Genomic DNA, 23,373 nt, shown 5'->3' with positions numbered 1-23,373 from the left:
CGGGGTGCTTGCGTTCGTTACTGGGGGCGCGCTCCGGTCTGTGCCAGCCGCTCCAGATCGCGCGCAATATCTTCTGCCAAAGCTTCGATTTTATCTTGCGAGTCCGTGCGTTGCGCATAGGCCCGCATCCCGAAAATCGCCGCTTGCAGACGGCAGGCGAGGCGCTCTGGATCGGCATCGGCGGCGATTTCGCCCGCAGATTGCGCGGCCCGGAAAGCGGCGGCGAACTCGCGTTCGATGCCTTGCATCATTTCTTCTGTTTGGCGGCGCAAAACCGGATCATTGTCCGGCGTCTCCAGCAAGGTTTTCACCAACATGCAGGCGCGGGATGGCGCGGGATCGGCCGGTGTGCACCCGAAGGCGCGCACCTGTGCGGCCAAGCCAGCGAGTGGCGAGGGGGCTTCCTTCTGAAACTGCTGTAACAGCGCGAGAGAGCGTTCGCCGTAGCGTTGCAATGTTTCAGCAAAAAGCGCTTCTTTCGATCCAAATGCGGCGTAAATCGACCCCGGTCGCATATCGAGCGCAGACTCCAGATCTTTGAGGGAGGTCGCGTGATATCCCTTCGCCCAGAACAACGCCTGCGCCTTTGCGAGAACATCGTCCCGATTGTAATTGGCTTGTCTCGCCATGGGGTCTCGCGCCTCTGTGTCTTGAAATCTTGAGCGGATGGTGGTCTGGATATAAGTTGAACGGTTGCTCAAGTAAAGCTTTGCGCGGGGCAAACGGGGTTGAGGGGGGTATTTAAAAGGAAAGGCGCCCCGAATAGGGCGCCGTGATGGTCTAGCGGGAAAGGGGCGAGCTTAGCTGCCGATGGCTTTTGAAGCCCCTTTGACGGCGAGCTTGCCAGCGCCATATGCGCCTTTGACGGCCGTTTTCGCCACGAAGCCGGTAGCATCAGCCGTGTTGCCTGCGACTTGATCGGTCGAGCAAGCGGAAAGGGCAACGGTTGCGCCCAACAGGATCGCGGCGATTTTTTTGTTAAGCTTCATCATAGTTACACTCCTTTTACACATTGCGCGGTGACCGGAGGGGAAGGCTTTATCAAGGGGCGCGACGCCCTCCGACCTTCGATGGACACGCGTTGGTGTCTCATCCCGTTGAAAGCGTTATAGCGCTTGCGTAGCCAACAGAAAAACGAATAGCATTAATATTTGATACGAGTTTTGCGAATGGATAGAAGATGGACATCACACTGATCAAGACGTTTCTCGAAGTCTCCAATACAGGATCGTTTGTCGCGGCCTGTGACCGTCTGTTTGTCACGCAATCGGCGGTAAGCCTTCGCATCCAACGCTTGGAAGACAGTCTCGGCCATCCTTTATTCATCCGCTCGAAAGCCGGCGCGATTTTGACGGCGGAGGGGCGCCAGTTTGAGCCTTACGCGTTGAGCATGCTGAAACTCTGGCAAGAAGCGAAGCAGCAGATCGCGATTCCCGACGGGTATAGCCGTGCGATCTCGATCGGGGCGCAAAACTCGCTTTGGCCGCGTCTCGGGTTCCGGTGGCTGGATAAGATGCAAACGGCTATGCCGGAACTCAGCGTGCATTGCGAACTGGGGATGAGCGACCGGATCATGCGCTACCTTGTGGAAGGGGTGATTCACGCGGGGCTTTTATATACCCCCCAATTGCGCCCGGGATTGATCGCGGAACATGCTCTCGATGATGAGCTGATTCTTGTTGCCTCATTTCCCGATGCGACCCTCGATCTGAAAGACACTTACGTCGCGGTGGATTGGGGGCCCGAATTTACCCATGCCCTCACCGTGTCTGTTCCGCATCTCACGGATGCGGGGCGCTCTATGGCCCTTGGTGCACTGGCGATGGAGTATATCGTGAACCGACATGCGGCCGCTTACCTGCCCGCTAGGGCCGTTCAACGCTATGTCAATATCGGCAAGCTGCACATTGTTGCGGATGCGCCACGGTTTCATTACCCGTCGTGGGTTGTTTGGCGCGAAGACCTTGATCCGGAACTAAGGGCGCTCGCGCGGAGTTGTCTTTTCGATGTCGTGAAAGACGCTGAAATAGAACAAAAAATTCTGACAGCGCCCCTCAATCCGATGGAAAATAGCGCCGCTGATCACGACTTGAACACATATAAGTGAGAAATACTCACGATATCTACAACTAAAACGAACTTCACTCATCTGTTCGAAGGTTCTATACCAAACTCACAACGACGGCTTCTGATCGATGGCAAAGTGCCGGATGACAGACCTCTCAAATGAGAAAGGTTCAAACGATGAACACATTCATGAAACTGGCGACCGCTTCAGCACTCGCAATCGTTGCAGGCGCTCCGCTCTACGCTCAGCAACGCGCTTTGGGCATCGAAGACCTGAACGACCAAATCGACGACATCGCAGAAATCGCGACCGACGACATCGCTGATGGCCAAGACGCAGAGCGCTACGGCGCAAACGGTGTAGAACAAGGCTGGGGCGGTTCGTTCGCTCTCTCCGCGTCGGGCACCAACGGCAACACCGACAACGGTGAGCTTTCGGGCGCTGGTCGTCTGACCTACGGCATGGGTGACTGGAGCCACCTCGTTGGTTTCGCAGTTGAGTACGGCGAAGCAAACGGCGAAAAGAACGAAGAAAAATTCTTCGGTACATACGAAGGTAGCCGCTATTTCACGCCTGAACTCTACGCGTTCGGCTTGGCGCGTTACCAGTATGATGGCTACCTGACCGATTCCGATGGCAATGGCATCGACGGTTCGGAAACAGACGCCTTCCTCGGCTTCGGTCCTGGTTACCGCGTGTTGAACCAGCCTAACCAAACATGGCGCGTGCAAGCGGGCCCAGGCGCACGTTACTTCAAAGACGCAACTGGCGCTTCGGATACCGAACTCGGCTTCATCGCGTCGTCGCGCTACTTCTACGCGTTCAACGAAACTGTTTCGTTCACGATGGATACCGATATCGTCGGCTCGAAAGTTAACACCGTTGTGTCGAACGACGCTGGCTTCAACATGAAGCTCTCCGATAGCCTTTCGACCCGCGTAAGCTACACGACAGACTACAACACCGATCCGTCCGAAGGCCTGAAGTCCTCGGATAACACGCTCGGCCTGTCGCTGGTGCTCGGCTTCTAATCAAACGTGCCGGTCTCGGGGTGCAGATCTTGAGACCGGCGCATTTAGATAAAGTCAAAATCGTAAATACGGGCATGTTTTGACATCGTGTGTCGTGCTTGGATTACGGGAAAGGAGGAGGGGCAACCTTCCTCCTTTTTCTATGTCGCGCGTCACGGCAAGAAGCGCACGCGCCTTCACAATACCGCACGAACCGCGTCATGCTCGGGGACATCACCTTAAGATCGCGACGTTTCTGGCGCGCCATCTTCGGCGGTTGTCCATGACGTGCCGCCGCAGATATCGCACCGTTCCGGCAGCGCGGTCCCCCCGCTGAGGGTGGAGCCGCATCCGCAACAGCACATTTGCCCTAACGCTGTTACGTCATCGCCATGATAATAAAATGGGGGCGGGGCGACATCCCAAGCCGGCTCAAACCGCAGGCCAGCGCGGGGCGGTTCCGCGCGAAAGACGCTGAACTGTCCTGATGTCTCGATATAGGCGCTGCGTACCTCGCCCAGATTTGTGACTCCGTGGGTGCGCAGGCTCATGAATAGCTCGCTTTTGCCAATACTGCTATTGCCGAGGGTTTTCATCACGATAACCCCGTCGCGCACAATTTCGGCCGTTGCGCCATCGATCGCTTTCTCGACGAGGTCATAGCGTTGGATCAACCAGTCCAGACATTTGTTGATGATCACGACGATGGTGATGACCAGCATCGCGTGGAGTATCGGCACCTCGGGGTAGAACATCGCGTCCCCTACGGCCGAGCCAAGCGCGATGACCAGCAAAAATTCCACGGTCGACATCTGGGCGATCCCGCGGCCGCCGACCCAGCGTATCAACGCCAAGGCATAGGCATAGACGAGGCATGTTCGGAACACGATTTCCAAATAGAACAGGTTGGGGTCATCCCCCAAAAACATGCGCGCCCAGTCGAATGGGACAATTGGATCTTCCATGTTGGAATTCTCTATAATTCAGGAATTTTCGAAAAAAGGGCGCGGCCGGCGCCGCACCCTCTCCTGTTCACTGCAGTTTAGGACTTGGTCGAAGACGCCGTGTCTGACTCGTCGTCGTCCTCATCGTATTCGGATGCCGCCTCGTTAATGGATCCGTCGGCCAGATCGTCCAGCTTGGTATGGGCCGAGGATTCTTGATCCAGAATCTCTTTGAGCATATCGCGAACCTTATCCAAGCCCAATGCGTCGGCAAAACCGACCATGCTGGTGTAGCGTGCGATCTCGTAATGCTCGACTGCTTGGCACGAGAAGATGATCGCCGCATCGCCGGCGAAGGTGCCGCCAAAATCATCGAGGATGGAGTCGGATTCGGCCAAGATCCCGTCGATGGCTTCACATTTCTCGCCCTTGGCTTTGAGGCCCATCTCTTCAAAGACTTTTTCTAAGGTCTCGATCTGCCCCGAGGTTTCCTCGCGATGCTCGGTCAATGCCTCCACGAGCTGCTCGTCATCCGCAGCTTTGATCATCTTGGGCAGGGCGCGGTAGATCTTCTTTTCCGCGTAGTAGATATCTTTCACGCCGTGCTCCAAGAGATCTGCGAGGCCTTTCTCCTCGGATTTGTTCGCTTTGGCGGATGATTTGGCCTTTGTGGAGGTTTTGCGCGCGACGGTATTCGCCCGTTTTGAACGTGCTGTCGCATCGGGCTTGGATTTGCTGACGGTGCGGGTTTTCCCGCCGCGGCTCGTCTTGGATTTCGCAGCAGGTTTCGACTTGGTATCGTCAGTTTTCGCGGTGCTTTTAGCTGAGTTTGAAGTTGCCATAATACTCTCTCAATGTTGGGGTGCAAAACTTGGATATGCCCCCCGAAAGGGGGCATCCGAAAATTCTGATATCGATCCGAAATATTACGAAAAAATAACGAGTTACCTCCAAGATCTAGCTTGGCTTAGCGGCTCGAAATCACGTGACAGTAACGCCGTGAAACGTCATTGGGTTCCCGAAATTCGCGCAGCTCCGCAGCCGAAAATTTCACTGACACGTCGGGAACTTTTCATCCGAATGCGGGTTGAGAAAACCTAACTTGCATTGAGGATTTTGACATGCCCGATTGCCCAGAACGACGCGCTAATAAAGATCGAGCCGGCAAAGATTTGTCGCCTGACGATATGCGCCATCCCGAACCGCATGTGATTGATCAGCGCCAGCAGCGTATTGATCCGGCCAACGAGCACACGCGTGACCCGAATGATCGGCCAACGCCCAACTCCAAACAGCCCGGCACACCGAAAGATGATCCAGACCCGTAAGGGGTCAGCCGTTCTTCGCATCACTTTCTTCGGTCGATTTTTGCCATAGCCCATCCCGCCGTGAACCCGTGCAGGATGGTTGATCCGAAGATTGTGAGCCCTGTGATGATCCACAAGTCGGACGCGTCGGCCAGATTTGCATGTGCGCCTGCGAAGGCGAGATAGTAAATCGATCCGATCCCGCGTACTCCGTAGACGGCCACAAACATTCTGCGATCGGAGGTGAGTGTCGTCCCATACAGCGATAGCCAACCCGCCACAGGCCGCACGAAAACTAACGCGATGAGCGCCGTTCCGAGATGGAACCATTCCATGTCCGCCATCAAGCGAGGCAGTATGCCGCCCAGTAAGATGAGCAGGATAGCCGTCAGAGCGTGTTCGATTGCTTGAGAGAAATCATGCAAGTGGCGGTGGTACGCGTGATTGCTTTCGACACGGCGCAAGGAGAGGCCCATCACCGCAACCGCGATGAAGCCGTACCCCTCGAGTAATTCGGTTGAACCATAACACAAAAAGACACCGGCGAGTGCGATGACGCCAAACTCAGTATCCGCGAGGCGCGTGGCTTTGGGCAAGTTGAACAGGATTTGCCCCAAAAGCCATCCGCCAACCCACCCCATCAAGCAGCCAATGCCGATGCGGTAGATAATGTCTTGAAACACCCAGCTCAGCCCCCAATCGGTAACCGATAGGCCCTGCGCCGCGATGATTAAACCCAGATAGACAAAGGGAAATGCCAATCCGTCGTTCAGCGCGGCCTCGGTCGTGAGTGCAAATCGGACGGGATGTTCGTCGCCCTCTTGCGGCGGTGCAATTTGCACATCGGCGGCCAGTACAGGATCGGTAGGCGCCAGCACGGCCGCCAGTAAAACTGCACCAGCCGCCGTCAAACCAGCCATTGTGATCCCGAGGAAAAAGATCGCCAAAATCGTCAACGGCATAGCCACCAACAAAAGCCGTATTGTTGGCACCCATTTTTTGAAGGGTCCAATTTTATCAACGCGCATTCCTGTGCCGAACAGCGCGACGATCACCGTAATCTCGGCAACGATTTCCCATAGTTTCGGCTCGATCCGGGGATCAGGAAGGGCGGGAAGCGATGGAAAGAACATCACCGCAAGGGCACCAAATCCGATCATTAAAGGCGCGGCGGCGGGTTCGTGTGACGAGATCAGCCGCGGAAACCAACGGGACAGAATGACGATCACGCCGACGACGGCGAGCGTCATATGATAGGGGGCGAAATGGTAAAACGTATCGTCTGTCATGCAACTCTCTGATGAAAATATGAAGTATTAGACGCGGGTGACACCTCGGAGCAGGCGATCTTCCAAGGTCTGACCATGTAACACCGAAAGGTTGCCTGTGGTTTCCAACACCACGGCGCGCACGCTCGCAAAATGATGCACATTCGCCTCACGCAGTTTGGAGATCAAATCTTCTTCTGACACACGCGTTTTTGCCAATGCTTCGTGCAGAATATGCCCGTCTTTCATCAAAAGAACTGGCGTATTTTGCACCAGTTGATCAAAGGCTTCCGATTTTCGGCGCAGGGCCGATACAAAATATTGCACAGCAAAGAGACAGCCCATCGCCGTGAGGGTTTGAAGAAAACCAATCCAGTTTTCAGATTGTGAGGCGCCGGCGAGCAGGGACCCCATTGCAATCGTTATCACGAAATCAAATTTGGTCATTTTCGAGAAAGACCTGAGCCCGACGACACGAACAAGCATGATGACCCATGCTAAGGCGAGGCCACTTAACATAACGCCTTTGGCCAAGGCGTCGACGACAGGTTGATCAAAGAACATATTCTTTCCCCAGTTTCGTATCGTCAAAAGGTCGGGTCGCGACGGAGTTGTCAGACCCTTCGTCAAGAATATGGGGCAGAAATTTCAGAGTGACACCCGCGCGAACGGCAAACTGACAAGTCGTAGCTTGAGGGAGCACATCATATTCACGGCAAGAAGGAACCTTTCTGAGCTTGGCGCGTTAAGGAAGCGGGCTTCCGGATCGCGTAAAACATATAGGAATGTAACTGTATGTAATTGCTAGGTCTTTTGTCGCCAGCGTTTTTGCCAGATCGCCTTTGTGAGAGGTGTTATGAACGAGATAAAAAAATTTCCGACAGCGGGAGGCGCGATGGATGACTATGACATGTGCGCAAGCGACGTTTGCGCCCCTGCAGGGCAGCTACCTGACGCCAATTGCGGAGACTGGCGCCAAGCCGACAGTCGGCGTTGTTCATGATCGGGTTTCGACAGGCTTTAAGATACGCGCTACGTAAACCTTTACATATATATGAGAGTTCACCAAGACTTGGGGACTTAACGATATTCACCCCCTCATTCGGCATAAAAGTATGAAAATAGATATCGACACGCTTTTTGCGAGAGTGCCTTCAGCCTATGTGCTGCTCGATCCAGAGCTGAGAATAGTCTGGGTGAATGATGCCTATTTGAAGACGGTTGGCCGAGCACGCGAGACGCTTATCGGTCGTTTTCTGCTCGAAGAATTTCCCGCCGATGAGGATACAGTTTCCGATCAGATGCTGCGCGCGTCTTTCAATCGGGTTTTAACCACCGCGCAGACAGATCATCTGCCGCTTATTCCTTACCCGATCCGCGATCAGGACGGAAATCTCGAAGATCGTTTTTGGAGCGCAACCCATACGCCGTTGCTCGATTCCGGCGGCGCCATTGAATATATTTTGCAAAACACGATGGACGTCACTGATCTCTACCAAAGTGACCTGCCGGTGGGGGCCGACCGCTTGCCGAAACATGCGGCACTTCTACAGCGCGCTGAAGCCGTCGCGAGCGAGAACCTTGAGCTTGAAGCTATGAGCGCGTTCTTCAAATCAGCCTTCGATCAAGCGCCGAGCTTTATGGCGATTGTGGACGGGCCGTCGCATATCTTCAAAATTATAAACCAAGCTTATTATGACCTCGTTGGAGATCGTGATCTCATCGGGCGCGCCGTGCGCGAAGGGCTGCCGGATCTCGAAGGTCAGGGGTTTTTCGAGCTGTTAGATCAGGTCTACGAGACCGGAGAGCCGATTTCGATCACGGGCATGCGTGCGACACTTAAAGCCCCCGCTGACGGTAGCCCCGCGCAGCGCTACATCGATTTTATCTACCATCCGCTAAAAGACGATAGCGGGAAATGCACCGGCATCTTTGTTCAGGGGCATGACGTCACAGGCCAGAAGCTTGCGGAAGACGAGCTTAACGTAACGCGTGAGAAATTCCGCACCATGGCGCAGACGATGCCAAACCACGTTTGGACGGCCCAACCCGATGGAAAGCTCGACTGGCTGAGCGACCAATTGTATGACTTCACGGGGATGCAGGAGGGGGATCTTTACGGCGATGCTTGGGGGCGCGCCGTGCATCCGGACGATTTATCCGAGGCCGCTGCGAGCTGGACTGATGCGATAGCGAATGCGCGCACCTATGCCACAGAATTTCGCCTCCGCAAGGCCGACGGCAGCTACCATTGGCATCTCGTCCGTGCCACCCCGTTGCGATCCGCGGACGGCGTGTTGATTGGGTGGGTCGGCACAAATACCGATATTCAGGAGCGCAAAACCGCTGAGGACCAGATCGCGGAGTTAAACGAGACCTTGGAGCGGCGTGTCGAGGCCCGGAACCGAGAGCTTGAAGATGTGCATAACACCCTGAGGCAAAGCCAGAAGATGGAAGCGATTGGCAGCCTCGCTGGCGGGATTGCGCATGACTTTAACAATCTGTTGCAAGTCATCACGGGCAACTTGCAGATGGCGATGCGCACGATCGAGGCGGGATCGCCCGCCCAATCACGGATCGCTCTCGCGATGAAAAGCGTTGGGCGGGGCGCGAAGCTTTCATCCCAACTCCTGTCCTTCGCGCGCAAGCAACCGCTTGAGCCCATCGTGGTGGATCTGACGTCTGTGATTGGGCAGATGGTGGGTATCTTGCAAAGCGCCGTTGGGGAAGGCGTGGAGCTGAAAACCCAGTTTGCGCCGGATCTGTGGAATTGCAGCGTTGATGTCAACAGTTTGGAAAATGCGATCCTCAATCTGTCCATCAACGCGCGAGATGCGATGGATCGCCTTGGGACCCTTTCGATCGAGGTCGAGAATACAGACCTGTCGCAGTCCCGTTCACGAACATACCGTAGCGTGCCGCCCGGAAAGTATGTGGTGATCAAAATCACCGACACAGGAAGCGGTATGGCGCCTGATGTGATCGACCGGATTTTCGAACCCTTCTTCACCACGAAGCTCGACGGCAATGGAACCGGCCTTGGTCTGTCCATGGTGTACGGGTTTGCAAAACAATCCGGCGGCCACATCACCATCGAAAGCGAAGTTGGGACGGGGACAACGATCGCGATGTTCCTGCCGCGCTCGCTCAAAGAACCCGCGTCCAGCCGTATCATCTCTGTCGGTGGAATGCCCCGCGGGACGGAAGATATTCTCTTGGTCGAGGACGATGACGACGTGCGGGACACGGCGTATGAGTTGCTCACCGATTTAGGGTACCATGTTTTGGTGGCGGAAAATGGTGACGCGGCGCTCAAGCTCCTCGAGGGGGGCGCAAATGTCGATCTTTTATTCACCGATGTCATCATGCCTGGCGGAATAAATGGCCACCAGCTTTCAGAAAAAGCACGCCTCCTGCGACCGGATTTGCCTGTGCTGTTTAGCTCTGGCTATGTGCAGGACGCGATTGTCCATGAGGGACGCTTGGATGAGGGCGTGCACCTGTTGAGCAAGCCCTACACGCAATCTGCAATGGCCCAAAAAATTCGCGGCATCCTGTGTCGAGAGACAATTCTCTCGGATGGCGAGAGCCGTGCGGACGCGTTCGTGCCAGCGCAAACCCCGCCCGATCCTATGCGTGATACGGCGCCGCGCTCCGATCACGCGGTTCGGAAAGTGGTTATTTGCGAGGATGATGTTTTGATCCGGACAGATATCGCTTTCGGATTGAAGGATGACGGGTGGGACGTCTTGCAATGCGGATCGATCACGGAGGCGATAACGCTTTTGCACTCGGAGACACCGGACCTCTTGCTCACTGATCTGGGCCTGCCGGACGGATCGGGGTTAGATCTGGCGAAGCAGGCGCGTCTCATGCGGCCCGGATTGCCAATCATTTTCGCAACGGGCGGGCCAGAAATTTCCGGGGAAGACCGGCTGATAAACAGCGTGACGTTGAGCAAGCCTTTCCTCAGCGAGGATCTATCGGCGGCGGTAAAAGAGGTGATGGGGGCTTAGGCTCTTTCGCCGCCGTGTGATCCTCTTCGCGCTTGACCCAATTACTGTCGAACAGCGCGATGATTTCGTTGGCCCCGCCGACCGCGCGACGACAACGTATGTCTCGGATGACGCGTTGGAGCGGGCGCGGACAGGTGATCTGACAGACGTGTTGGAGGGGGCTGTCTTGGTATTGGTCGAGGCCGCATTTCCGCAGGCACAAGGTACGGTACAGCCCGACGACGCGGGGGCGGTCGGTATTGACCTGCCCCCCGCAAAATCCCTCACTTTAGTGTAGAGCCTGCCCAAGATTGAAGGAACCGACGAACGCAGCAACCCCTCCCTTCATATCTGTGCTTCCACGACCGAACAGCTTTCCGTCGCGGATCTCACCGGAGAAGGGATTTGTGCGCCACGGTTGGTTTCCCAAAGGGAAAGTGTCGAGATGGCCGGTAAAGGCGAGCGGTTCGCCGGTACCACTCCCGAGGTGTGCGATCAGGTTCGCACGGCCATCGGGCATTGGGTATGATCGTGCCTCAAAACCGGCGGTTAAGAGAAAATCGCATAGAATGGCCGCGCATGGCGTCTCATTGCCCGGTGGGATTGATCGTATCGAACGCCATTAGGCGCTGTGTCAGAGCAATCACGTCCATCGGCGCGGCCTCCCTATATGGTGGGTAGATATCGTTTGCGGCCCACGCGACCATATTGCCGAAGAGTTTATCGTACCCGTCCCACGCCAAGAATGCCGGCGGTAGCCAACGCTCGCTCATATAAGATGTCGCTGCGACCGTGCGACCTTTTTCGTAAGATCCCGTCGCCAAGAGCGGGAGTCCGCGCTGATCCTCGGGGAACGACAGGATCAAGTCGACATTCGCCTCATTTTTCAACACAACCTCGTTCACGCCGAGCAGGTAAGGCCAATCACCAGTGATCCCGCCCAAGATGGGATGGTCGGCCGCATTCACCGTGGGAACGCAACCTTCTGGAATTTCCAAACGGTCATCGCACGTCAGGCAGGTCACGGGACGTGCGTCCTCGACGCGGGTGTTATGCCTCCGCGCCTTGCTATCGATCCCTTGGAACGAGAAGTAGCCGCCGATCATGATCAACCCGCCCCCATTGCGGGTCCATTTTGCAAGCAGATTGATGCGATTTGCGACACGCTCACCGCGCAGCCAGACATCGGGATGCACCAGCAAGGTGTTCGCGGAGATGTCTGAAAGGATCGCACCATCAAACCTTGGGTTCAAACACCTAGCTCCGAAAATTAGGATTTAATCGCATTTGGGACGTCAATCATTACAAATCCTCACATTTCTGGGAACTAATATTGAAGGCCCGTGTTGAATACCCATACGGCCCAAGCGGCTGCTTCAAATAAATGAAAGAGGTGTTCCATGCACAGTGTTATTTATCTCGTCGGACTCGTGGTCGTCGTTATGGCAGTGTTGTCGTTCGTTGGTCTTGCTTGAAACGTTTTAATAAGGAACGATAAGTATGGATTATTCAACAACCCAAACATCCTCTGATTTCGCAGTACGTGAAACCGATCTGCGTTACGTAGACTGGCCCGCGATTTTTGCCGGCACATTTTTGGCGACGGCCTTGACGGTCGTGCTTCTATCGTTTGGCGCTGCCTTCGGTTTATCGATGTCCAGCCCAATGGAAGGCGAGGGTGTGTCCTTGCGCTGGATTACGATCGCCGGTGGCATTTGGTTGATCTGGACGGCTGTTACGAGCTTCTCCGCGGGGGGCTATCTCACAGGCCGCTTGCGTCGCAGACTCGGCGACAGCAGTGCCGATGAGATCGAGGCCCGCGACGGGGCGCACGGTGTGGTGGTCTGGGCTGTCGGGGCCGTTTTAGGGGCATTCATGGCCGTCAGCGGTGTCACCGGCACACTCGGGGCCGTCGGAGGCGGTGCGAGCGCAGCTTTGGAGGCCGCTGATGAGCAATTGGCAGAGGCAACCGATTATGCGAGCTCGGCGTTGCTGCGCGGCGACGCGACGCAAGGATCGGCAGAAGCGAAAGCCGATGTCGCAGCAATTTTGGCGCGCTCGATCGCGACTGGTGAATTCTCGCAGGAGGATCAGCAATACGTTGCAAATGTCGTCGCTGCGGAAACACAGCTGGATCCTGCCACCGCACAAGCACGCGTCGAAACCGCGTTCGCTGACGGGCTCGCAGCTCGTGAGGAAGCGATTGAGGCTGTGGACCAAACGCGGATCGCTGGGATGATCGCAGCCTTCGTTTTGGCCGCAACGATGTTGATTAGCGCTGCTGCCGCCTATTTCGCATCGGTTAAAGGCGGGATGCACCGCGATTCAAATCTCGGATTCCGTAAATATGGACATTAACCCTAAACATTAAGGAGTTGGCTATGCCTGTTCTTATCGCTTGGTTGCTCGGCGCGCCTTTATCGGTCTTGCTGATCATACTTCTACTAATGTAATTCTTATTTACCCTCCCGCCGATAAAAACCGGCAGGAGGGTTTTTAATTGGATCGACGATTTTTAAAATACCCTGGCCTGATCAACGTTACTCCCGAGCAGGCTCTGACACGCGCCACTCCCCCTCTATCCTCGCGCTGAAGCCACTGATGACTTGAAGGAAAAGGGGGCGCCATCAAGCAGCGGATTGTTATGACACGCGTTGTCACCGATGATGATGCCCATGAGGCAATCATCGCAAGAATTCGGGATGCTGGGGCGGCGGGATGGCTAAGGGGTTGAGGATGGGATCGCTGCATCGAACCGCTAGGCGATGCAGATGCTAAGCTTCATGAGCTCGACCGCTCGCCTCGGTTTAGGGAAATGACATGCCGCCTCCCCATGCCGGGCTCAATAAAATCGGTAATTGTTGATCGCCCTGCTGCCTTTACTCAAAACCCGAGGAGTGTACGTATGTGCGCGAAGGCACTCTGGTGAGATCAATCAACCGCAAACAAACGCGGTCTTCATGCCGAAGCGCGGCAATCTGTATGGCGTGGCAAGAACGTCGGTTTCTGTGTTCGAGGCGGATACCTATCCTCCAATCTCCGCGAGCCGAAGTAGGATTTAGTGGGAAATGGTCGTATTCCGCGTTGCACGTTCGCGATTTGGACGCCACCTGCACGCGCTTAGCGGTCCGCCCGCCGCCTTAAGAGTCACCTGCCGCACGATTTTGAGAGTGTGCATCGCGATATTTATGATTATGATTTAGAAGCTCCGTTTGGGCTTGTTTACATAAGAGGATTAATCGATGCCTGACACGCCCTATTCGCCGGACATTGCAATTGTTCATGACTGGTTGCCGGTTATTGGTGGCGGAGAGCGGGTTGTGCAGCAGATGGTGAAGACCTTCCCGAACTCGACGATCTACACATTATTCAACTTTCTTTCTCCTTCTGAAATATCTGAAATTACGAACGGCCGCCCGATCCATACCAGCCATTTGAATACGTGGCCGGGCGTGAAGCGCTATTATCGATACCTAATTCTACATTGCACACGCGCCATCGAAGCCTTTGACGTGACACATCATGAGGTTGTGTTGAGTTCTTCGGCTGCGCTCGCGAAGGGGGTTATTACGACCCCCGATCAGACGCATGTCTCCTATATTCATAGCCCAGTCCGATATGCTTGGGATATGACGCATGAATACGTGAACTCGATCGATGGCGTTGGGGCTTGGCTGAAACGAAAAGTCGCGCATGAGATGATGCACAGGCTTCGCATTTGGGATATGCGGACGGTCGCGCAGGTTGACTATATGGTCGCCAACTCCAACTTCATCAAAAAGCGAATTTGGAAAACATATAGGCGTGAGGCGGACGTGATCTATCCGCCCGTCGATGCGGAAGCTTTCACCATCTCCGATCAACCTCGCGGCGACTACTTTTTTACCGCCTCGCGAATGGTGCCCTATAAGAATATCGATCTGATCGTATCTGCCTTCGGCCAGCGCCCCGATTTGAAATTGATCGTGTGCGGTGATGGGCCCGAGATGGCACGGATCAAGGCACTGGCGCAGCCGAACGTCACATTCCTAGGCCACGCGCCTTTCGATGTAATGCGCAAGCACATGCAACATGCACGCGCCTTTGTCTTTGCTGCGAAAGAAGATTTCGGCATCGTCCCAGTGGAGGCGCAGGCCTGCGGGACCCCAGTCTTGGCTTTGAGCCAAGGCGGAACGGCGGAGACGGTGCGGGGCTTGGAGACGTCGCATCCGACGGGTGTCCATTTCGATATGCCGAGCGTGCCAGATTTGCTGTCAGCAATCTCGCGTTTTGAGGCGGTCGAGAGCCAGTTTGATCGGCAAGCAATCCGCGAACATGCGAAGGGGTTTTCATCGGAAAGGTTCCGGCAAGAACTCCGCGATTACGTCCGCGCGGTGGCATGAAGCGCCGCCAGCCATCATCCCAATATTGGTTTAAAGGCGCGATCATATGGGCAAGATCGCGCCTTAAATTATAAACTGCCTTGCGGGAATATCTCAATCCGCGAGAGGCGCGCGGATAGGGCCGTGAATGTCCAACCTTGCGATAGTAAGACGGATTTGCGAACTTCCGTGATACCAGCATCAAAATACAACATGAGGTCGTATAGGCCGGATCGCGGCGGTAAAGTGAGCACATCTTGTTGCCGTGTGGCCCGCGCCCCGTCGGTCACAATATGGCTGGAGGTGCTGTTCCCTTTTTCACGTTGCGCCCCCCACACATTGATACTGCCGCTGCCATTCCCCGGATAGCTATCGCCCCCACTTGCATCCAGCAACCGTACTTGCAGGTATTGGGCCGTACTTGTTTGATCGAGTGTCGTTGTCAGAGCCAGCCGCCACCAACCATTGCCGACGTCTTCGCAGCGGTGCGACGTCACGCGCGTGCCAACAGCCTCGACGGCGCCCGATATAAGATTGACAGTGATTGATTCCGCAGAATCAGATCTGCCGCACCGAAAACGGACGCGGCTGCGCGTCCCTTGTTTGACGTAGATCGAGGCGGAATATGCCTCTCCCGCTTGGCCACTGCCAAAATTATATTCGATGTCGTGACGACCGTTGGAGCTATCTTCGACGATCATTTCGGACAAGACGCCCGCCATCGGTGAGGTGGCATTAGGGCCGCCGACGCTCACACCATTGCGACGCCACGACGTGGTTGAATATCCGGTACTGCGATCCACAAGGTTCGTCGCGGCAGCCTCTAACAGAAGCCCGCGCGGGAGGCCGCCGATGGGCGCGTAATCGAAACGTGGCGTTGCCGTCGGAGCGAGCACGAGCGCCCCGTCGACCTGCGTATAGCTTCCAACACTTGCGCGCGCGAATGTCAGACCTGACGGCAGTTGTCCGCTGATGAAGGTGTAGGTCTCGACCGGATTACGATAAGAGGTCCGCTGGAGAGCTATTGGTGTGAAAGCACGCGACAGCCCCAACATTTAGGATACCGTGAAAGCGTGAATTCCCGCCGCGGTCGTCCCCGTAGACAGGACACGCGTCACGCCGACCGGCAGGATCGAGAAGTTTCCGACGCTGACAAGACGCTGTTGCCCAACAACAGTCACAAATGCGACCCGCCCACCGGTTTCGACATAAAGCGCAACCGCAGTGCTGGGAAGATTCTGCGCGTCATTTGGCACAACGGGGGCGAGGTCCCGGCTTGGGTCGGACAGGGCGCTCTCTCGGCCTTTGAACGGATTTGTCATCTTGAGTTCCTTTCACTCACAAACTGCGCCTTACGCGCTCTGTGCGAGTCATAGAACTCAAGGATTTACAGCTTCGAAACGCAGCGTACGGTGGTCTCAAGCCACGAGGTGTGAAAACCCTCGCTCACTCAACCTCTGAATATTCACGGATCCGTCCGCCTGATAAAAATCAATTCCAAACGCATCGATTATGCGCTGAATTTCTGCTCGTTCCGTGTCTTCCAAGCGCTTTGCCCCTGATCCCTTATCGCTACTTGAGGTTGTCCGACTGCGCTGTCTCAGTGTTTCGATGGTGGGCTGATGCACCACGGGAAGACCGAGAGCTTGAGCAATCTTCAAGAAATTATTGGGGTTATCCACGAGTGACTCGTAAACTGCAAAAGTATAACTTTGACGTAATTCGGCGTCAGATATTGACGACAAAAGATCTAGGCATGCAGTCACGGCAAGCTTCCTTGCGGGGCTTAGGTCCCATGATAAAATATCGTTGATCTGAGGAAATTTGGACAAGTCTTCATCGCTGTAGATTGGGTGCACACGGCTAATCACCTCAACGGTCCATTCCGGATGCTGATTTGCATGACCCGCTTTATGGTAGGGATGGTGCAATTGCGATGCGACCACGGCAGAGGGGTGTCTCAGGATTATGCATCCTTTCGCGGAACTATTGTTTTTCAGCCACCGAAGAGCTCGCTGTGCGTATACAAACTTGATGATCGTTCTACCCGCGGTGAGCAGCCGCATCATATTTTTAAACTGCGAAAGCTCGGATATTCTTGCCATCGCGGGCCTGCGCGGCGCAGAACCCGATAGTGTCCTTCGAAATTCCGAGGCGTAGTCATCGTCGCCTGCCAATATTTCAGCGTCAGGTCGCATCCAGTTTTGATCGCCGGAAAGCCGATCATGATCCAATTCGTAAAGATACCAGTTAATTGGTTCCCAATGGACCCGAGCGTAAGAGATGCGCGCAAGGACTTCCATTATCCAAGTAGTTCCCGATCTTGGTGAGCCAGAAATAAAACACGGATGTTCACTTTTTCCGAGACGCCACAATCTCCTGCTCTAGAGAGGTGTCATCGACGTGACCAAGATATTACTGAAAATATAGAAGGGTCGACCCCGACTTTCTTGATAACCATATGGCGGCTTGCGAGACCTAAATAGCACATGGCCATTAGATTTGCATAGGCGCACCCCATGACACCAAAATTTGGAATAAGGACCAAATCAAGTACAAACTGTATGGCGATGGAACCCATTAATATGCGAGATGCCACGCCTTCTTGTGCGCTAAAGGATAGTGTAGCGTCACCTGGGCCCAAGATAAGAGTGACCAGCACCCCCAAGACGTAGATGCGCATTGCCCATGCGCCTTCTACGAATTCCGGCCCAAAGACGCCCATTACCTGTTCCGCGAAAATCCAAAGCGTCACGGTAATGGGTATTCCGGTTATCACGAACATTTTTACCATCGACTTCACATGCGCTTGCAGGAGTGCGGTGTCGCTCTTCCCATGTGCCTCCGCAAGCAATGGTTTGAATTGCAGCATGATAATCGCGCGCATAAGCCCAGCCATTTCGGCGACCCGAGAGGCAATGCGGACGAGTGTGACGTCTCCGGGGCCTGAAAGAACGCCTGTCAAAAGAACATCGATATGCTGCCCCAACACAAAGCCGAGTGACACGAGCGAGAAGTGGATCCCGCTCATTAATATCGCGCGCGTGCCCGGGCTTGCACCATCTTCGACAGAGGTGTCAGAGCTGGTGCGTCGCATGTCCGCCAACGCTCCTCGAATGAGTAGCAACGAGGCCATCATGCTCCCGAGGCCCGCAAAAACGTAGGTGTAGGTGATTGCGGCCGCCGATGTCTCGACCGCGCCAAGCCAGATAACACCACCGCCAAGGATCATCAGCACAGGATAGACGATCTGGCTCCCAAAGATCGATCGCACGACCTTCTTCGTGCCGAGCGAGATTCCTTCCGCGTATTTACGCACAAGGAAGGCGGGCAGTATGATAAAGCTGCCGAGAAGCGTGATCTGATAGGGCCCACCAATATCTGTCGTCAGCATCAATAGCGCCCCGCCCGCGGAGACGATGAGGGTAACGGGCGTCACGAGATAGCGAACCAATCGCCAGATCGCCGTCCATCGCCCTGTACGCGGCGCTATCGAGGCCCCAAAACGCGCAATGTCGCGCATCAGGATCTGATCCAATCCCGCAGAAAGGATCAGGATCGCGAAAGCCGAAATTGACAAAGCGAATGAAAGGAGGCCGAAGACTTCGCTCCCGAAAACGCGTGTCATGACAATCGTCTGCACGAACGTGAGGCCAATCGCGAGCAAGCGAACGCTCATCAGTTTGCCAAGCTTTTTAAGTAGGGGCATCATGGCCGGTGTTCTTTCGACGGCGCGAGGAGCGATGTGTAGAAGGCGGTTGTTTTGTCGGCAATCACGTCCCAATCGAAGGCCGACAGGTCAGGGCGCTGACCCGAGGCCTTTAATCCCTGCGCGTGTGTGAGTGCGGCGGCCAATTGGGGCGCGTCCAATTCGGCGTCAATCAACCTCACCCAATCGCCGCCCACCTGCGCCTGTAGTTCGCGAAAGAGCGCGTTATTGCTGGCTAGGATCGGTCGACCGACCGAAAGCGCAAAGATCGCGGCGCCGGAATTCAAAACATCCGAATAGGGGAAAACGACAAGATCGGTCCCACTGATGGCGTCAACCAACTCGCTATCGTCGAGAAAGCGATCCTCAAACAGCACATTTTTAGCCTGTTCAGGGGAAAGAGATTTGAGCATCGATTCAAGCTTGAGGTCGGGCTCGGTCTTGCTCATTTTTCCGCGAATTGCGAGACGAGTGCCCTCCGAAGGCATGCTCAAAAACGCGTCCAAAACTTGATAGGCATTCTTGTACCGCGTGATAGACCCGAAAAATAGGATGTCACTGGCTGGGGCAGGACGGGCAGTCGATTCAGCCGCGAGTGCGTCGATGATCGGTCTATAATGGCCGTGCGGGATCACGGCACTTTTGATAGTTTTCCAATTCGGGAAGGCCTGCTCTGCTTCGGCCTTGGAAACGGTGGTCATATAAATAACAGCGTCGATACGGTCCGCGAACCAGGGCCAAAACCACCGCTCCATCTTAGCTTGGTTTTTCTGTCCGGCGCGCTTGAGGTTATGGGCGGTCCAAACCACCGGTATATTTCGCATTCCGGCAATGATGAACAGGCATCGCAACAAACCCAGCTTGACCCAAAACCTCGCTCCCTTTGCATTGGCGAGATATACATCTGGCCAATGAATATGAAGAAGTCGCTGGTCGCTACCTTTGAAGATTTCTAGGATCGTAAACTCGATGACCGAAAAACGATGATTTTTCTCTACCGCGGAGTATAACAACTTCTGGAAGGGGTTCGCATGGGCGTTCTTCTCTTTCGGCCACGCTAGCACATCAGTTTGCATAATATTCTCCCAAATCCGAGTTGGAGAAAGTAGCCTTATTTCCAATCCAAAGCCTAGTTGGCGCCGAAGCCGAAACTAGATTGGCAACTAACGTATTGTTATAGCGTGCAGCAAGGTGATCCGGGAAACCCGGTAGCAAGGCTTTGCCGATTGGCGCCGTAAAGAGCAGCGCCGAGATCGCGATATCGTCATAAGAAATCTTGGTTTTCATAGTTGAGAGCGCCACATCGATTTTACCGCTTGAGTTGAATACTGCGCGGCGACTTGCTGCGCGCCGCGCAGGCGGGTGAGGTTTTCGCGATCAATACGTATAGTGCGTAACAAGGTAAGCACGGACTGGCTATCCTTCTCATCGAATAGTCCGACAGTCTCACCCTCGCCTAAAATGCCCACTGGTCCGATGTGATCGGTCGCGATGACGGCGCAGCCTGCGGCAATCGCTTCGACGATGACGATGCCGAACAGTTCTTCCCAAGTTTTCGTCCGTTGGGAAAGGAGCATTAGAATATCATGTGACGCCATCGTCTCGGCAAGTTTTGTGCGATCGTAAATCGGGCCGAGGTAGGTCACTTTACCGCCCGCCGCTTTCACCTCATCCACAAGCGGCCCGTTCCCGACAACGCTGAGAACAACGTCCTCCGCGGAAAGCGCCTGCATGATGGTAAGCAGTTGCCTGATACCCTTTTTCTCCGAAATCTCGCCAACATAAAGAAGCTTTAGCGGCCCAGTGCTACTCGGTCCCCGAGCCCTTCCTGCTTCAAAGAAAACTTCGGGCACGGCATGGGGTATGACGGTCGCGGCCACGTTGGTTTCCGCAAGCACCGTCTTTGCCACGGTGGGCGTAACTGCAATGACACGAACATTGGGGTGAGCGACAAAGCGATGCCACTGTTTTTGGAGATATAGCTTAAGCCAGAGTGGCTTGGGTTGTCTTGGCGTCGCTTCAAGCCGCCAATCGTGCCACGACGTCTGATACAATATCCGGTTTCGTGCCGCGAGATGCCGATAGATGAGCAGTCGCCAATCCCAAGGCGCAAAGCCGATGACGATCGTCTCGCCTGAAATGAAAGGGATACGGGCGCGCAGCGCAAGATCGCCTAGGGCGTTCTGAGTTCGAGTCAATAAGGGCGTCCGGTCACGCAGCCATGCACGCAGCCACTCTTTGCACACGCTATAACGATGCGCCCCCACCAGTTTCACATCTTCGGATTCTGCCAATTCATAGAGCGCCGGAAAATACTTTTTGGGGTTCGTCTCGTGGATGATCCGAAGCTTTACAAAGCTCATCGTGCAACTCCACTCAATCGCAGTAAGGAATTGGTTTGACCCGCCCAGGAATAGGTCGCCGCTTTCGAGCGGCCTGCGGCGCTAAGCGTTTCCCACAGGTCGGGCGAGGTCATCAGGCGATCGATTGCATCAGATATGCTCGTTTGATCATGCGGCTGACAATAAAGTGCGGCCTCTCCACATCTTTCTGTCAGGCTCGGAATTGACGATGCGATCACCGGGCAGCCGAATGTCATCGCCTCAACGACGGGCATCGGGCTTGCTTCATAAAATGATGGAAATAACAAAAACCGTGCTTGTGCGAAGGCGGCATAGATCTGGGTTGGATCATTGATCTGACCGCGCAGCTCCAGCCTGTCTTTCACGGCATCAGGGATATCGATCTCGAAACTGTCGAAGACGGCGGAGCCGGCGCCAATCACGACAAATCGCATCTCGGGGTAACTCTCCAGAAACCGGATCGCGGCCTTCAAGACACCTTCCGCGTTTTTACGTTTGCTCAGCGAGCCCACATAGATGCCATAGCCGCGCGCCTCCATCGGGGGAAACTCCTCGGCATGCGCCTTCAGTGCAACATCGTCGGGCACACCGCCGTTTTGCACCGCATGGAACGTCTCGGCGTTTCGTAGGAAAGGGTAGTGTTCGGAAATTGCGGCTTTTTCCGAATTCGACACGGTCACGACGACATCGCTCTTCCGAAAGGCGATAGGGATGAGGGCGGAATAAAAGGCGCGGAACTTCCAGCTATAGGCTTCGGGAACGTATTTGTAGGAAAGGTCATGCACCATCGTCAAAACACGCGTATCGCGTGACATGAGGCTCACGATTGGCGCCGTATTCCCCAAACACCAAAGCATCTTTCCGCGCGCATACTGGGGAAGGTCGATTTGCTCCCAAAGGTGTCCGGTTCGTGTCCCGACACGCGTCAATTTCAGTGACTTGAGATCAGGAGGCGCAATGATTTCGCCCACAGCTGGCAACACGATCTCCGGTGCTTCGATCTCGCCGGCCGCTGTCATCTGATCGAGTGCGCCGAGGATTTCGCGTTCAACCCGTTGAACGCCTGTCACATTCTAAAGCAGAAAGCGGCCGTTCAGAATGATTTTAGGATTGGGTGAAGTCATTTTCCGACTTTCTTTCAGAGATATTTGCCAGACCGGTGTAGAGTGCCGGCGACTGTCAGTCTTTGCCAAACAAATCGCGCGTGAACACGATATCCTCGACATCCCGCAGATCATCGGTCAGGCGATTTGATATGATGATATCAGAGTCTGCCTTGAATGTTGCCAAGTCTTTCACCACACGAGACCCGAAGAAGCTGGTCTCCGTCATCGCAGGCTCATAGACGATTACCTCGATACCCTTGGCCTTGATACGTTTCATAATGCCTTGGATCGAGGATTGCCGGAAATTGTCGCTTCCTGCTTTCATGACCAAGCGGTGCACCCCAACGATGCGCGGGGCTTTGGCAATGATCTGATCGGCAAGAAAATCCTTCCGTGTCCGGTTCGCGTCGACGATCGCACGGATCAAGTTTTGCGGGACTTCGGAATAGTTCGCGAGAAGCTGCTTAGTGTCTTTGGGCAGGCAGTATCCGCCATACCCAAATGACGGATTATTGTAATGGGCGCCGATCCGTGGATCGAGGCCAATTCCTCCGATGATCTCGCGGCTATCCATCCCGCCGGCCATCGCATAGCTGTCGAGCTCGTTAAAAAATGCGACGCGCATTGCTAAATAGGTGTTGGCGAACAGCTTGATGGCTTCGGCTTCTCGATTGCCGGTAAATAGAACGGGCGCATTCTTGTCGACCGCGCCTTCTAGCAAAAGCTCGGCAAAGCGTTTCGCACGTTCAGATGTTTCGCCCACGATGATGCGAGAGGGGTGCAAGTTATCGTAGAGGGCTCGCCCTTCGCGCAGGAATTCCGGCGAGAACATAATCCGGTCACAGCCCGTGGCCTTACGTAGATCACTGATGAAGCCCACAGGTACGGTAGATTTTACAACGATCGTCGCGTGATCGTTGATTGCAATCACCTCGGAGACCACCTGCTCAACGCTGGATGTGTCGAAGAAATTGGTGACAGGATCGTAATTCGTCGGGGTCGCGACGATTACAAATTCCGCGTCCGCATATGCGAGTTTCGGATCGGTGGTGGCCACCAGCGAAAGTGACCTATTCGCGAGAAAATCCTCAAGGTCGGGATCCGAGATTGGGCATTGGCGCGCGTTCAACATCTCCACGCGCGCGGGCGACACGTCAACCGCGATCACATCATGATTTTGCGCTAAGAGGACGGCATTCGAAAGCCCGACATACCCAATCCCGGCGACTGCGATTTTCATGA

At 54.9% G+C, this 23,373-nt stretch carries 25 protein-coding genes; 8 read left to right on the top strand and 17 right to left on the bottom strand.

All coding sequences use genetic code 11. The annotated features are described in order from the left end of the window. Positions 1-17: 17 nt before the first annotated feature. Positions 18-629 (bottom strand): TetR/AcrR family transcriptional regulator, encoded by a 612-nt coding sequence (locus SJY32_RS00885; protein ID WP_376870512.1) that lies wholly within the window; start codon positions 627-629, stop codon positions 18-20. Positions 630-800: 171 nt separating this feature from the next. Further along, positions 801-992, bottom strand: coding sequence for a hypothetical protein (locus SJY32_RS00880; protein WP_376870510.1), 192 nt, complete (start codon positions 990-992; stop codon positions 801-803). Between the two features lie 188 nt (positions 993-1,180). Between SJY32_RS00880 and SJY32_RS00875 the strand changes: the two genes are divergently transcribed. Further along, the gene (locus SJY32_RS00875; RefSeq protein WP_376870507.1) at positions 1,181-2,107 is read left to right on the top strand and encodes a LysR family transcriptional regulator; all 927 of its coding nucleotides are present in this window, start codon (positions 1,181-1,183) and stop codon (positions 2,105-2,107) included. 137 nt (positions 2,108-2,244) lie between these two features. Further along, the gene (locus SJY32_RS00870; RefSeq protein ID WP_376870505.1) at positions 2,245-3,099 is read left to right on the top strand and encodes a YdiY family protein; all 855 of its coding nucleotides are present in this window, start codon (positions 2,245-2,247) and stop codon (positions 3,097-3,099) included. 218 nt (positions 3,100-3,317) lie between these two features. Here the strand turns inward: SJY32_RS00870 and SJY32_RS00865 are convergent, their stop codons facing one another. After that, positions 3,318-4,043: a DUF421 domain-containing protein gene (locus SJY32_RS00865; RefSeq protein ID WP_376870503.1), complete on the bottom strand. Its 726-nt coding sequence runs from the start codon at positions 4,041-4,043 to the stop codon at positions 3,318-3,320. 77 nt (positions 4,044-4,120) lie between these two features. Further along, complete coding sequence (locus SJY32_RS00860) at positions 4,121-4,864, bottom strand: ferritin-like domain-containing protein (protein WP_376870501.1); 744 nt, start codon at positions 4,862-4,864, stop codon at positions 4,121-4,123. 279 nt (positions 4,865-5,143) lie between these two features. On the opposite strand from SJY32_RS00860, the gene SJY32_RS00855 reads away from it, so the two are divergent. Continuing rightward, positions 5,144-5,350, top strand: a complete 207-nt coding sequence (locus tag SJY32_RS00855) for a hypothetical protein (RefSeq protein ID WP_376870499.1) — start codon at positions 5,144-5,146, stop codon at positions 5,348-5,350. A gap of 20 nt (positions 5,351-5,370) precedes the next feature. On the opposite strand, the gene SJY32_RS00850 is transcribed toward SJY32_RS00855, so the two are convergent. Both SJY32_RS00850 and SJY32_RS00845 read right to left on the bottom strand, forming a co-directional pair. Next, a complete protein-coding gene (locus SJY32_RS00850) occupies positions 5,371-6,618 on the bottom strand; it encodes a cation:proton antiporter (RefSeq protein ID WP_376870496.1) in 1,248 nt (415 codons plus the stop codon). Positions 6,619-6,645: 27 nt separating this feature from the next. Then, positions 6,646-7,161 carry a DUF421 domain-containing protein gene (locus SJY32_RS00845; protein WP_376870493.1) on the bottom strand — a complete coding sequence of 172 codons (516 nt, stop codon included), beginning with the start codon at positions 7,159-7,161 and terminating at the stop codon, positions 6,646-6,648. A 335-nt stretch (positions 7,162-7,496) separates the two neighbouring features. Here SJY32_RS00845 and SJY32_RS00840 point away from each other — a divergent pair, with 335 nt between their 5' ends. From SJY32_RS00840 to SJY32_RS00830, 3 genes are all read left to right on the top strand, one after another. Continuing rightward, complete coding sequence (locus tag SJY32_RS00840) at positions 7,497-7,637, top strand: hypothetical protein (protein ID WP_376870491.1); 141 nt, start codon at positions 7,497-7,499, stop codon at positions 7,635-7,637. Positions 7,638-7,712: 75 nt separating this feature from the next. After that, positions 7,713-10,613, top strand: coding sequence for a PAS domain-containing protein (locus tag SJY32_RS00835; RefSeq protein ID WP_376870489.1), 2,901 nt, complete (start codon positions 7,713-7,715; stop codon positions 10,611-10,613). A 16-nt stretch (positions 10,614-10,629) separates the two neighbouring features. Continuing rightward, positions 10,630-10,890, top strand: a complete 261-nt coding sequence (locus tag SJY32_RS00830) for a hypothetical protein (RefSeq protein ID WP_376870487.1) — start codon at positions 10,630-10,632, stop codon at positions 10,888-10,890. Here SJY32_RS00830 and SJY32_RS00825 read toward each other — a convergent pair. Both SJY32_RS00825 and SJY32_RS00820 read right to left on the bottom strand, forming a co-directional pair. Continuing rightward, on the bottom strand, positions 10,882-11,112 hold the full coding sequence (locus tag SJY32_RS00825; protein ID WP_376870485.1) for a M20/M25/M40 family metallo-hydrolase: 231 nt from the start codon (positions 11,110-11,112) through the stop codon (positions 10,882-10,884). The genes SJY32_RS00830 and SJY32_RS00825 overlap by 9 nt on opposite strands. A 67-nt stretch (positions 11,113-11,179) precedes the next feature. Beyond that, on the bottom strand, positions 11,180-11,845 hold the full coding sequence (locus SJY32_RS00820; protein WP_376870483.1) for a glutamine amidotransferase: 666 nt from the start codon (positions 11,843-11,845) through the stop codon (positions 11,180-11,182). 247 nt (positions 11,846-12,092) lie between these two features. Between SJY32_RS00820 and SJY32_RS00815 the strand changes: the two genes are divergently transcribed. Continuing rightward, positions 12,093-12,950 carry a hypothetical protein gene (locus SJY32_RS00815; protein WP_376870481.1) on the top strand — a complete coding sequence of 286 codons (858 nt, stop codon included), beginning with the start codon at positions 12,093-12,095 and terminating at the stop codon, positions 12,948-12,950. Between the two features lie 884 nt (positions 12,951-13,834). Then, the gene (locus tag SJY32_RS00810) at positions 13,835-14,974 is read left to right on the top strand and encodes a glycosyltransferase (protein WP_376870479.1); all 1,140 of its coding nucleotides are present in this window, start codon (positions 13,835-13,837) and stop codon (positions 14,972-14,974) included. Positions 14,975-15,042: 68 nt separating this feature from the next. Here SJY32_RS00810 and SJY32_RS00805 read toward each other — a convergent pair whose 3' ends face one another. From SJY32_RS00805 to SJY32_RS00765, 9 genes are all read right to left on the bottom strand, one after another. Next, positions 15,043-16,008, bottom strand: a complete 966-nt coding sequence (locus tag SJY32_RS00805) for a hypothetical protein (protein WP_376870477.1) — start codon at positions 16,006-16,008, stop codon at positions 15,043-15,045. Beyond that, positions 16,009-16,275 (bottom strand): hypothetical protein, encoded by a 267-nt coding sequence (locus SJY32_RS00800; RefSeq protein ID WP_376870475.1) that lies wholly within the window; start codon positions 16,273-16,275, stop codon positions 16,009-16,011. Between the two features lie 96 nt (positions 16,276-16,371). Then, entirely contained in the window at positions 16,372-17,328 is a 957-nt protein-coding gene (locus SJY32_RS00795; protein WP_376870473.1) for a sulfotransferase domain-containing protein, read from the bottom strand. Between the two features lie 20 nt (positions 17,329-17,348). After that, on the bottom strand, positions 17,349-18,665 hold the full coding sequence (locus SJY32_RS00790; RefSeq protein WP_376870470.1) for an oligosaccharide flippase family protein: 1,317 nt from the start codon (positions 18,663-18,665) through the stop codon (positions 17,349-17,351). Continuing rightward, positions 18,662-19,738, bottom strand: coding sequence for a glycosyltransferase family 4 protein (locus tag SJY32_RS00785; protein WP_376870468.1), 1,077 nt, complete (start codon positions 19,736-19,738; stop codon positions 18,662-18,664). The genes SJY32_RS00790 and SJY32_RS00785 overlap by 4 nt, the downstream gene beginning before the upstream one ends. Continuing rightward, the gene (locus tag SJY32_RS00780) at positions 19,728-19,949 is read right to left on the bottom strand and encodes a hypothetical protein (RefSeq protein WP_376870466.1); all 222 of its coding nucleotides are present in this window, start codon (positions 19,947-19,949) and stop codon (positions 19,728-19,730) included. The genes SJY32_RS00785 and SJY32_RS00780 overlap by 11 nt, the downstream gene beginning before the upstream one ends. Further along, entirely contained in the window at positions 19,946-21,025 is a 1,080-nt protein-coding gene (locus SJY32_RS00775) for a glycosyltransferase family 4 protein (RefSeq protein WP_376870463.1), read from the bottom strand. The genes SJY32_RS00780 and SJY32_RS00775 overlap by 4 nt, the downstream gene beginning before the upstream one ends. Continuing rightward, positions 21,022-22,095: a glycosyltransferase family 4 protein gene (locus SJY32_RS00770; RefSeq protein WP_376870461.1), complete on the bottom strand. Its 1,074-nt coding sequence runs from the start codon at positions 22,093-22,095 to the stop codon at positions 21,022-21,024. The genes SJY32_RS00775 and SJY32_RS00770 overlap by 4 nt, the downstream gene beginning before the upstream one ends. A gap of 109 nt (positions 22,096-22,204) precedes the next feature. Continuing rightward, positions 22,205-23,371 (bottom strand): nucleotide sugar dehydrogenase, encoded by a 1,167-nt coding sequence (locus tag SJY32_RS00765; RefSeq protein WP_376870458.1) that lies wholly within the window; start codon positions 23,369-23,371, stop codon positions 22,205-22,207. Positions 23,372-23,373 lie beyond the last annotated feature (2 nt).

It is taken from the genome of Albirhodobacter sp. R86504, assembly GCF_042466415.1.
GTDB lineage: Bacteria > Pseudomonadota > Alphaproteobacteria > Rhodobacterales > Rhodobacteraceae > Albirhodobacter.
The sequence above is the reverse complement of the archived record's forward strand: the minus strand, read 5'-3'. Positions and strand labels throughout refer to the sequence as shown.